Origin of the sequence: Phenylobacterium sp., from assembly GCF_036263695.1 — a bacterium.
GTDB lineage: Bacteria > Pseudomonadota > Alphaproteobacteria > Caulobacterales > Caulobacteraceae > Phenylobacterium.
In genome coordinates, this window is the sequence record NZ_DATAGM010000220.1 from 1 (window position 1) to 10,615 (window position 10,615).

A 10,615-nucleotide genomic window follows, 5' to 3' on the forward strand; every position below is an offset into this window, starting at 1 on the left:
GGCGGGACCCTGCAGATGGCGACTTCTGCGGCCGAGGCGGCCCAGGCCGAGACCGGGGTCGCGACCCGGCTGGTGCGCGCGGCCGAAGCCTCGCCCGAGGACCTGCTGAGGGCGGAGGGCTACATCTTCGCCTGCCCGGAGAACCTGGCGGCGCTGTCCGGCGAGATGAAGGAGTTCTTCGACCGCTGCTACTATCCCGTGCTCGGCCGCATCGAGGGGCGGCCCTACGCGCTGATGGTCTGCGCCGGCAGCGACGGCGAGAACGCGGTCCGGCAGATGGCGCGGATCGCCACCGGCTGGCGGCTGAAGCCGGTGGCCGAGCCCATCATCGTCAATACCGCCGCCCAGACGCCCGAGGCCATCCTCGCGCCCAAGACCATCCCCGATCCCGAACTCGCCCGCTGCGCCGAACTCGGCCAGGCGCTGGCGGCCGGCCTCGCGCTGGGGGTGTTCTGACAGTCCGCCCCTCCCCCGAGGCGAGAGCAGAAACTCCCGCTACGGGTTCACCGGTCCAGGCGGCATCTTCTTCTCTTCCGGCGAGCCCGGCTCCGCCGGCGCCGTCGGCGGGGTCTGCGGGATGGAGGGGCCGGGCGGCGTGGTAGGCGCGGGATTCACCGACCCGGAGGGCGGCGGCGGCGCGGCGTCCTGGGCGCGCTCGGTCTTGGAAGGCAGCGGCGGCTCGTCCGAGCCCGCTTCGTCGTTGGCGCAGGCCGACAGGGCGAGGGCGCAGCCGGCCGCGGCTATGGCTCTGAGGATCATCGGTCGATCTCCTGTCGCCCAGACAACACGCCGGCGGCGCTGAAGGTTCTTCCCGCCAGATGACACGACCGTAACCTTCCCAGCCGCGGCGGGGATGCTAAGGGTTGGTCTCTCCGCCCCTTCTTCGAGTGCGATCCATGGTCCGCAGCGCCGTCCTCTGCCTTGTCCTGGCCTTGGGCCTGGCGTCTCCCGCCGCCGCTCAGCGGGCGCCGCAGAGCCCGCCGACGGCCGCGGCGCGCACCGCCGAGGTCCCACCGATCGTCTACAAGGAGCGGACCCTGCCGAACGGGCTGAAGGTCTACTGGTCGCAGGACCGCTCGACGCCCAACGTCACCGTCCAGGTCTGGTACCGGGTGGGCTCCAAGGACGATCCGGAAGGCCGCTCCGGCTTTGCGCACCTGTTCGAGCACATGCTGTTCAAGGCCACCCGCAACATGCCGGCCGAGACCATCGACCGGCTGACCGAGGACGTGGGCGGCTTCAACAACGCCTCCACCTACGACGACTTCACCAACTACTACGAGGTGGTGCCCGCCGAGCACCTGGAGCGGCTGCTGTGGGCCGAGAGTGAGCGGATGGGCTCGCTGGTGGTGGACGAGGCGGTATTCGCCTCGGAGCGCGACGTGGTGAAGGAGGAGCTGCGCCAGCGGGTGCTGGCCGATCCCTACGGGCGGCTGTTCGCGCTGATGCTGCCGCAGGCGAGCTACACCACCCACCCCTACAAGCGGCCAGGGATCGGATCCATCGAGGAGTTGGATGCGGCGACGATCGACGACCTGCGGGCCTTCCACCAGGCCTACTACCGGCCTGATAACGCCGCCCTGATCGTCGTCGGCAACTTCGACGAGGCGAAGCTGAACGCCTGGATCGACAAGTATTTCGGACCGATCAAGACGCCGGCCGGCCCTATCAAGCGGGTCACCGCCAAGGAGCCGCCCAGGGCCAAGGCCGGCGTGTTCGACGGCTATGGCCCCAATGTGCCGCTGCCGGCGCTGGCCATCACCTGGCTGGGGCCGCAGGCGTCCGACCCCGAGGCGCCGGCGCTGAAGGTGCTCGACGCCATCCTCTCGGCCGGCAAGTCCTCGCGGCTCTACAACAGCCTCGTCTACGAGAAGCGGATCGCCACCGCGATCTTCTCCAGCGCCGACCTGCCGGCCGACCCCGGCATGTTCATGACCGGCGCCATCATGGCCAGCGGCCACGACATCGCTGAGGGCGAGGCCGCCCTGCTGGCCGAGGTCGCCCGCCTGCAGGCGCAGCCGCCCTCGGCCACCGAGCTGGAGGAGGCCCGCAACGAGCTGATCGCCGGCCAGCTGCGTGAGCGCGAGACCATCGACGGCCGCGGCTTCGCGCTCGGCTACGCCCTGATGACCGAGGGCGATGCGGCCCGCGCCAACACCGAGCTCGCCGCCCTGCGGGCGGTGACCGCCGCCGACGTCCAGCGGGTCGCGCGCAAATACCTGCCGGCCGCTAAGCGGATGACCATCCGTTACCGCCCCGAAAGCGAGCGCCCGGCCGGCCAGACGGAGGCCAAGGCGGCCCCGCCAAAGGTCGCCTCGGCCAAATACACTGGCCCGATCGTGACGCTGGCCCCGGAAGGCCAGCGGGTCGCACCGCCGCCGATCGGCACGCCCGTGGAGCCGGTGCTGCCCAAGCCCGCCGAGCGCACCTTGGCCAACGGCCTGCGGGTGATCGTCGCCCAGTCTTCCGAGCTGCCGCTGGTCAGCGCCGAACTGATCGTCAAGACCGGCGCCTGGGCCGACCCGCAGGGGCTGGCCGGCGCCGCCAGCATGACCGCCGGCATGCTTACCGAAGGCACCCGCACGCGCAGCGCCCAGGAGATCGCCAGCCAGGTCGAGGCGCTGGGCGCAACCCTGGGCTCCGGCGCGGGCGTCGAGTCCACGTCGGTCAGCCTGAACGCCATGCCCGACAAGCTGCCGGCCGCCATGGCCATCATGGCCGATGTCGCCCGAAACCCGGCCTTCGCGGCCGAGGAGTTGGAGCGTCAGCGCCAGCTGGCCCTCGACTCGCTGCAGGTCGCGTACCAGGAGCCGGGCTCCATCGCCGGTTTCGCCGCGGCCCCCGTGGTGTTCGGCGGCACGCCCTTCGGCCACGTGGCGGAGGGCACTCCGGCCTCGATCGCCAAGCTGACGCCAGCCCAGCTCGCGAAGATCCACGGCGCCTACTTCCGGCCGGACAACGCCATCCTCGTGCTGACCGGGGCGATCACCCCCGGGCAGGGCTTTGCGCTCGCCGAGCAGGCGTTCGGCGACTGGAAGAAGCCGGCCGGCGCCGCGCCCGCCCAGCCGCAGATCACGCCGAACCCGAAGCCGCGGGCCGTGGCCATCGACCTGCCGGGCACCGGCCAGGCGGCGGTGACGGTGGTCAAGCCGGCCATCCCGCGCTCGAGCCCGGCCTACTATCCAGGGATCGTCACCAACAGCATTCTTGGAACCGGCTATTCCTCGCGCCTGAACCAGGAGATCCGCATCAAGCGGGGCCTCTCGTACGGGGCCCGCTCCGGCCTCTCGGCCCGCCGGACCACCGGCGCCTTCAGCGCCAGCGCCCAGACCAAGAACGAGTCCGCCCCCGAGGTGTTGGACCTGATCCGGGCGGAGATGAAGAAGCTCGCCGACACCACGCCCGGCGCGGACGAACTGAAGGCCCGCAAGTCCGTGCTGATCGGCGGCTTCGGGCGCCAGCTCGAGACCACCTCCGGGCTGGCCGGAATCCTCGGCAACTACGCCCTCTACGGTATCGACCTGACGGAGGTGTCCGCCTACACCGGCAAGGTCGAGGCGGTGACCGCCGCGCAGGTGCAGGACTTCGCCCGGCAGACGCTGGATCCGGCCCAGGCCAGCGTCGTCGTCGTCGGCGACGGGAAGGCCTTCATCGACCCGCTGAAGACCCGCGCGCCGAACCTGGAAGTCATCCCCGCCGCCGAGCTGGACCTCGACTCCCCCAGCTTGCGGAAACCGAAATAGGGATGGTTTCCATTCACTTGCGGGCAACCATCGGGCCCTAGGATCGTGGCATGGCTGCGAGTAATGCCCCCATCGCCGACGCCCGCAGAGGAGCCCGGCGCCGTACGCTGCTTCGAGGGCGGATCTGCTGGGGTCCGCACCATGCGATCTCAGCCGACTGCACGATCCGCGACCTGAGCGAGACCGGCGCCCAATTGCGTCTGCCGGCCACTCAGGCGCTGCCGCCGACCTTCGCCCTGGTGCACGTCTCCGAGGGGACCGCCTACGAGGCGGCGCTCGCCTGGCGCAGGGACGACCTGGCCGGCGTGAAGTTCATGACGAAGCACGACCTGAAGGCCTCCGTTCCGCGCGAACTGATGCCGCTTCGCCAGACGTGGCTGGCCCTCGCGCCTTCGTGAGCGCGGGTTCGCCGAACTTTTCTCTCCAGAACCGGTAGTAGCGCGCCTGTTAACCAAGGGTCCTTCGGTTATTCAACAGCTTGACGGAGACTGGGCGGGGGCGTTCAGTCGAACCGCGGTTCGGGAGTGGTGGGCGTGATCTCCGCGAAAAGCGTGCTGAAGGCGATCGCCGTCAGCTTTGTGCTGGCGGGATCGGCCTATGCCGTGTCGAAAATCGACCTCTTCGGTCTGGAATCCAATTCCGACCGCCTGGCGGACCATGTCTACCAGCGGGTGACCGCGGCCGAATACGGCAAGGCGCGCAAGGGCCAGCAGGCGGTCAGCGTCATCTATGTGGACGAAACCTCGGTCGAGACCCTGAAGGGCTTCGGCTGGAACCGCTTCCCGCCCACCTTCGACCAGCAGTGGCTGATGCTGGACGACATCCTCAACGTCGGTGGCGCGCCGCCGGCGGCGATGTTCATGGACTTCGTGTACCTGGGCCAGGGCGGCGTGGCCGAGGGCTTCGACGGCTTCCTGCAGGGTATCGCCGGCGCCACCCGGGCCGACGTCTGGGCCGACAAGCCGGGCTGCCGCACCGATCCTCTGATCAAGATCGCCTGCATCGTCGAAGCCGGCGGCGTGCCGATGATCTTCGCCAAGCCCTCGCCCGCGGACCTCGAGATGTTCACCGAGGCGCAGGCGGCGATGGACCGGGTGGCGGTGCTGGCCCCGGCGCTCGTCGCCGAGGACGCCTATCCGCTGATCACCAGCTACGACTTCGACCGCGCGAAGGCCGAGCGGCTGGGCGTGGCCCGCTTCGACATCTCGCCGGCCCTCGCCATGTACGCGGCCTGGTGCGTGCGCCGCGCCGACGGCTGCGGCATCGCCGAGTTCCAGGAACTGAAGCGGCGCGCTAAAGCGGCGCTGGCCGGCGGCGAGGCCGCCTCGCCCACCTTCGCCAAGGTGTTTGACGCGCCCCTGGACGTGGTCTGGGGCTCGCGCCCGGACCCGGCGTTCCTGACCATGACCCAGGCGGTCAGCGGCCACCCCGCCCCGTGCCGGACGGGCGCCGCCACCTGGGGCGACCGGCTCGCCGAGCAGATGGCCGGACTGCGCGGCCCCGGCGAGGGCGCACGCCAGGAATGCCCCTACACCCTCAGCCTCGGCTACGACCGGCTGGTCGCCGGGCACGGGCTGGAGCCCCAGGATCTGGAGCGGCTGCTCGCCGGGCGGCTGGTGATGGTCGGCGGCCATTTCCGCGCCTCCAGCGACTGGGTGGAGAGCCCCGTTCATGGGCAGGTCCCGGGCGTGCAGTTCCACGCCATGGCCCTCGACAACATGATCGAGCAGGGCGCGAACTACCGGCGCAACGGCGAGGCTCTGCTGGACTCCGACCTGCTGGAGAGCCTGCTGGTCGCGGCCCTCGCCTTCTGCGGCGTGCTCGGCGTGATGACCCGCAACAACCTGCTCGACAAGGCGAAGGCCACCGGCATGGAGCCGCGGCTGCGCTCGGCCGTCTACGGCCCGCTCTACATCGTGCTGTTCGCCACCTCGATCGGGGTGGTCAGCTTTGCCACGTGGCTGGGCGTCACCGTCGCCAACCGCTCGCCGATCAACTGGATCGGCATCACCGGCGTGGCCATGGGCTTCTTGTTCTACGCCACCCGCCAGACTCTGCCGGCCGACATCTGCGGCTCGCTCGAGCGCTCGGCCCTCGCCCGCCGGCTGCTCGCCTGGGGCCGGCTGTGTTTCGATTCCCTCAAGTTCGAGGAGGACCGGTTGCTGCCGGTCAGGCCGCCTCAGACCCCTCCTTCAATCCCAATCCCAGAAACCAAGGCTGTTCCGGAGTCACCTGCCCATGCGCAAAGCTAGCCTCGCCCTCCTCGCGCTGATCGCCCTGCCGGGCGCAGCGTTCGCGGAGACCCACGGCAACGTCGTCAAGGCCCTCAGGCCGCAGTTGCGCACCTTCGACGAAGCGGGCGCGCCGGTCGGCCAGATCGCCTCCAAGGACCTGAAGCTGCCGGCCCCGATCGTCGGCTACGGCAAGGGCAACAGCGTCGGCGTGAAGCACGGCGGCGGCGTGGTGTATCTGCGCGGCCTCGACGTGCAGACCGACGGCAAGGCGGCCTGCGCCCCGGTGCAGTCGGCCGCGCGCGCCAAGAGCTCGGCCTACGCGGCCACCAACATGGGCCTCGGCGGCGGATGCGAGCGACCCCAATGACACGCCTGTCCCGCGCCACCGCCCTCGCCGGCGCAGCCCTCATCGCGCTCGGCTCCGTTCAGCCGGCCTTCGCCGCCCCCCGCGGCGGCTTCTCCGTGTCCGGCAAGCCCGGCCCCTTCATCAAGCAGATCGAAGGCCGCAGCCTCGGTGGGACCGGCGGCGGCGGCGCGGCCATGGGCCTGGCGTCCGACGCCATCAACCAGGGCCAGTACCAGGCCGCCCGCCTGCGGATGCCGCAGACCGAGGCCAAGATCGCCGAGCTGCTCAGCCGCATCGAGGCCAACTGGCCCTACGACAAGAGCGCTCCGGTCCAGGTGCACATCCTCGGCGTCGACAACTACAACGCCTACGCCCTGCCGGACGGATCGATCATCGTCGGCTTCGGCCTGCTGGACATGGCCCAGTCGGACGACGAGGTCGCCTTCATCCTGGCGCACGAGCTCGGTCACATCCGCCTGAACCACTTCGCGAAGGCGGCCCCCAAGCCGGCCAGCGGCGGCGGGCTGAGCAAGGCGGCGACGGTGCTGGCGGTCGGCGCGGCCGTCGGCGCGGCGAGCGGCGGGTTCGGCGGCATGGACGCGGCGTCGCTGGACGCCGCGCGCCGGGCGACGGCGGCCAACGACCTGTTGAACTTCATGAACAACACCATGGTCTCGCCGGATCACTCCCGGGAGATGGAGGACGAGGCCGACGCCCTGGGCTTCGACCTGGCGAACCTCGCACCCTACTCGGCCGAGACCGCCTCGGCCCGGGTGTTCGACACCATCCAGGCCGACGAGGAGCGCCGGGCCAAGCTCAGCGAAGCGCTCAACGACCAGCTGAAGAAGGAGCTCGGCGCGGCGGTGAAGGATGGTCGGGCCGCCTCGTTGGTGATGACCGGCATGTCTGGCGGCTCGGTCCGAGGCGGCCTGCTGCAGGGCGCCGCGCGGATCGGCCTGGGCGTCGCCGCCCAGCGCTCCGCCGACGGGCCCAAGCACCGCAAGCCGGAAGAGCGCAAGGCTGGCATCGCCGACTACTCGGTCACCGCCTACCCCGAGGGCCTGCCGCTGCGCGACGAGCAGAAGGCCTGGCTCGACGACCTGCGCTCGAGCGCCGAGTACCGGGAGGCCAAGATCGCCGTGGCGGCGGTGAAGCAGGCGATGATCAACCGCGCCGCCGGCGACTTCACCGGCGCCGAGGTCGAACTCACCAAGGTGAACGCCACCCAGTTCCGCACCGCGCCTCTCGTGATCAACGAGATGGCCCGAGTCCGCGGCGACATGGGCGATCCGGCCCGCTCCAACGAGCTGTTCAACCAGGCCCACCAGAGCCCGGACCAGACCGTGGACGGCTACGTCGACCACGTCCGCATGCTCTACCAGGCGGGAAAGGCCGACGACGCGGTCGGCGTGGTCGATCTCGGGGCGGCCCGGTTCAACGGCGACGAGAAGCCGTTCCTGTCGCTGCTGATCGCCATCTACAAGAGCAACAAGATGGAGGCCGAGGCGTCGGAATACCTCCAGAAGTGCGCCGCCCACGGCGACCCCGGCCTGAAGAAGGATTGCGAGGTCGCCTATGGCGGCCCGGCCGACGGCGGGGGTCGGGGCGGCGGCGGCCTGCCGGGCCTGGGCATCGGCAGCCTGCTCGGACGCTGAGCCGAGCCGCCTGCGGCTCCGCGCCGCAGGCGGTAACCTGCCCATAAACCCGTCGTTGAGGCCGGCGCTGCGCGCAACCTATAGGGCCGCCCAACACCTAACTTCACTGCAGAATGGCTGGGCGAGACGCGCACATTGGGCGTGATCCGTCGCCTTCCCGACCACCGCCGCCGACCTGGCGTGCTAGCAGCCAAAGCGCCGCTTTCGCGTTTTGAGCGCAGGATGGCGTCGTCGCGCGGGAGGAACACAGGCTTGGCGGATACGGCTTGCGACCCACTGGCAAGCGACGCGCGCACCGGTGTGGAGGGATTGGATGACATCCTCGCCGGCGGCTTGTCCCGTGACCGGCTCTACCTCGTCGAAGGAAGCCCTGGAACCGGCAAGACGACCGCGGCCCTTCAGTTCCTGCTGGAAGGCGCTTCGCAAGGCGAGCGGTGCCTCTACATCACCCTTTCCGAGACCGAAGACGAGCTAAGGGGCAGCGCAGCCACACACGGCTGGACGCTCGACGACATCGATATCTTCGAACTCGTCCCCCCCGAGAGCCTTCTGGACGAGCAGCAGCAGCAGAGCCTGCTCTATTCTTCGGATCTCGAGCTCGGCGAGACGACACGCATGGTGTTCGAAGCCGTCGAGCGGACGCATCCTACGCGCGTCGTCATCGACAGCCTGTCCGAGATCCGCCTCCTCGCCCAGAGCTCTCTGCGCTACCGCCGTCAGGTCCTGGCGCTGAAGCACTACTTCGCCAAGAAGCGGGCGACGGTGCTGATGCTGGACGACCTGACAACGGACACCCACGACAAGACTGTCCACAGCGTAGCGCACGGGGTGATCCGCCTGGAGGAACTCGCGCCCAACTACGGCGCCGAACGCCGTCGGGTGCGGGTGGTGAAATACCGTGGCCGGCGCTTTCGCGGCGGCTTCCACGACTTCACGATCAAGACCGGCGGGCTCGAGGTCTATCCTCGGCTGGTCGCGCTCGAGCACCGGACAGCCTACGACCGGTCTCGGGTCTCCAGCGGCGTCGAAGGCCTGGACTCGTTGCTGGGCGGCGGCTTGGAGCGGGGATCGAGCACCCTGATCCTTGGACCTGCCGGCACCGGCAAGTCGCTGCTGGTCATTCTCTTCGCCGTCGCCGCCGTGAACCGCGGCGAAACCGCGGCCATGTTCGTCTTCGACGAGGAACTCGGCCTGTTGTTCGCCCGCGCCCGCGGCCTCGGCATTGACCTTGAAGCGCTCCGGGACTCGGGCCGGCTGCTGATCCAGCAGATCGACGCGGCTGAGCTGTCGCCCGGCGAGTTCACCTCGATGGTCCGTCATTGCGTGGAGCGCTCCGGCGCCAAGACCATCGTCGTCGACAGCCTGAACGGCTACCAGGCGGCCATGCCGGAGGAGATGTTCCTCATCCTGCACATGCACGAGTTGCTGCAGTATCTGAACCGGCAGGGCTGCAACACCTTCTTGACCGTGGCCCAGCACGGCCTGATCGGCGAGATGAAGGCGCCGGTGGACGTCACCTACCTAGCCGACACGGTGGTGCTGTTGCGTTACTTCGAGGCGGCGGGCGCCGTCCGGCGGGCGGTCTCGGTGATCAAGAAGCGCGCCGGGCCGCACGAGAAGACCATCCGCGAGATGTTCATCGATGAGCGGGGCCTGGTGCTTGGCCCGCCGTTGACCAACTTCCAGGGCATCTTGCGCGGCGTGCCGGACCTGCTGAGCAGGCCCGAGGACGCTGAAGCGCTCCAATGATCCCGGTGGAGCTCTCCGAGCGCGCCCTCGTCCTGGCGCCCTTGGGACGCGACGCCACAGTCGCCGCCTCGATTCTGGCCGAAGCGCGCGTGCCGGCGACCATCTGCGCCGACCTGCCGGCGCTTTGCCGTTCCCTTGGCGAAGGTGCGGCCGTCGCGGTGGTGGCCGAGGAGGCCCTGCGCACCGCGGACCTGAGCGAACTCGCAGGCTGGATTGCAGCGCAGCCGCCGTGGTCGGACCTGCCGTTCGTCCTGCTGGCCCAGCGCGGCGGCGGACTGGAGCGCAACCCGTCGGCCGCCCGACTTACCGCCGCCCTCGGCAACGTGACCTTCCTCGAGCGGCCGTTCCACCCGACGACGCTGGTCAGCGTGGTGCGCACCGCGCTGCGCGGGCGGCGGCGGCAGTACGACGCCCGCGAGCGGATGGACGAGATCCGCTCCGCCGAGGCGCTGCTGGAGCGGCGCGTCGCCGAGCGGACGCAGGAGCTGGAGGCGGCCAACCGGCAGCTGGCCGCCGAGATCGTCGAGCGTGAGCGGGTCCAGTCGGCCCTGCGCCAAGCCCAGCGGCTGGAGGCGGTGGGCCAGCTCACCTCCGGCGTCGCCCACGATTTCAACAACCTCCTGATGGTCGTGCTCGGCAACGTCCGCCAGCTTCGCCAAGCCAAGCTCGGCCACGCCATCGACCGCCGGCTGAAGATGATGGCGGAGGCGGCCGAGCGCGGCGCCAAGCTGACCGCCCAGATGCTCGCCTTCTCCCGGCGCCAGAAGCTGGAGCCCCGGGCGGTGGACCTGAACGAGACCGTGGCGGCGATGCGCGACCTGCTTCAGAGCACCATGGGCGGCAGCGTCGAGCTGTCGACGGCACTGGGCGAGGATCTGTGGCCGGCGA

Annotated in this window: 9 protein-coding genes; 8 read left to right on the forward strand and 1 reads right to left on the reverse strand. The window is 70.1% G+C overall.

Going from position 1 to position 10,615, the window contains the following annotated elements; genetic code table 11:
* Window positions 1-456 (forward strand): flavodoxin family protein (locus VHK87_RS08945; protein ID WP_329634553.1); only part of this gene is annotated, 456 nt, incomplete at its 5' end.
* Window positions 457-495: 39 nt separating this feature from the next.
* On the opposite strand, the gene VHK87_RS08950 is transcribed toward VHK87_RS08945, so the two are convergent.
* Window positions 496-759, reverse strand: coding sequence for a hypothetical protein (locus VHK87_RS08950; protein ID WP_329634554.1), 264 nt, complete (start codon window positions 757-759; stop codon window positions 496-498).
* 137 nt (window positions 760-896) lie between these two features.
* Between VHK87_RS08950 and VHK87_RS08955 the strand changes: the two genes are divergently transcribed.
* The 7 genes from VHK87_RS08955 to VHK87_RS08985 all read left to right on the forward strand — a co-directional run.
* Complete coding sequence (locus VHK87_RS08955) at window positions 897-3,743, forward strand: pitrilysin family protein (RefSeq protein ID WP_329634555.1); 2,847 nt, start codon at window positions 897-899, stop codon at window positions 3,741-3,743.
* A 50-nt stretch (window positions 3,744-3,793) separates the two neighbouring features.
* The gene (locus VHK87_RS08960) at window positions 3,794-4,141 is read left to right on the forward strand and encodes a PilZ domain-containing protein (protein WP_329634556.1); all 348 of its coding nucleotides are present in this window, start codon (window positions 3,794-3,796) and stop codon (window positions 4,139-4,141) included.
* Window positions 4,142-4,276: 135 nt separating this feature from the next.
* Window positions 4,277-5,995 carry a CHASE2 domain-containing protein gene (locus VHK87_RS08965; RefSeq protein WP_329634557.1) on the forward strand — a complete coding sequence of 573 codons (1,719 nt, stop codon included), beginning with the start codon at window positions 4,277-4,279 and terminating at the stop codon, window positions 5,993-5,995.
* A complete protein-coding gene (locus VHK87_RS08970) occupies window positions 5,982-6,344 on the forward strand; it encodes a hypothetical protein (RefSeq protein WP_329634558.1) in 363 nt (120 codons plus the stop codon). The genes VHK87_RS08965 and VHK87_RS08970 overlap by 14 nt, the downstream gene beginning before the upstream one ends.
* The gene (locus tag VHK87_RS08975; RefSeq protein WP_329634559.1) at window positions 6,341-7,978 is read left to right on the forward strand and encodes a M48 family metallopeptidase; all 1,638 of its coding nucleotides are present in this window, start codon (window positions 6,341-6,343) and stop codon (window positions 7,976-7,978) included. The genes VHK87_RS08970 and VHK87_RS08975 overlap by 4 nt, the downstream gene beginning before the upstream one ends.
* A gap of 222 nt (window positions 7,979-8,200) precedes the next feature.
* Window positions 8,201-9,727: an ATPase domain-containing protein gene (locus tag VHK87_RS08980; protein WP_414694134.1), complete on the forward strand. Its 1,527-nt coding sequence runs from the start codon at window positions 8,201-8,203 to the stop codon at window positions 9,725-9,727.
* Window positions 9,724-10,615: histidine kinase dimerization/phospho-acceptor domain-containing protein (locus tag VHK87_RS08985; RefSeq protein WP_329634560.1), on the forward strand; the 892-nt coding region annotated here is incomplete at its 3' end. The genes VHK87_RS08980 and VHK87_RS08985, both read left to right, overlap by 4 nt.

Coding starts and splice junctions, on each gene's coding strand:
- VHK87_RS08950 (WP_329634554.1), bottom strand. CDS start 759: ATGATCCTCAGAGCCATAGCCGCGGCCGGCTGCGCCCTCGCCCTGTCG.
- VHK87_RS08955 (WP_329634555.1), top strand. CDS start 897: ATGGTCCGCAGCGCCGTCCTCTGCCTTGTCCTGGCCTTGGGCCTGGCG.
- VHK87_RS08960 (WP_329634556.1), top strand. CDS start 3,794: ATGGCTGCGAGTAATGCCCCCATCGCCGACGCCCGCAGAGGAGCCCGG.
- VHK87_RS08970 (WP_329634558.1), top strand. CDS start 5,982: ATGCGCAAAGCTAGCCTCGCCCTCCTCGCGCTGATCGCCCTGCCGGGC.
- VHK87_RS08975 (WP_329634559.1), top strand. CDS start 6,341: ATGACACGCCTGTCCCGCGCCACCGCCCTCGCCGGCGCAGCCCTCATC.
- VHK87_RS08980 (WP_414694134.1), top strand. CDS start 8,201: ATGGCGTCGTCGCGCGGGAGGAACACAGGCTTGGCGGATACGGCTTGC.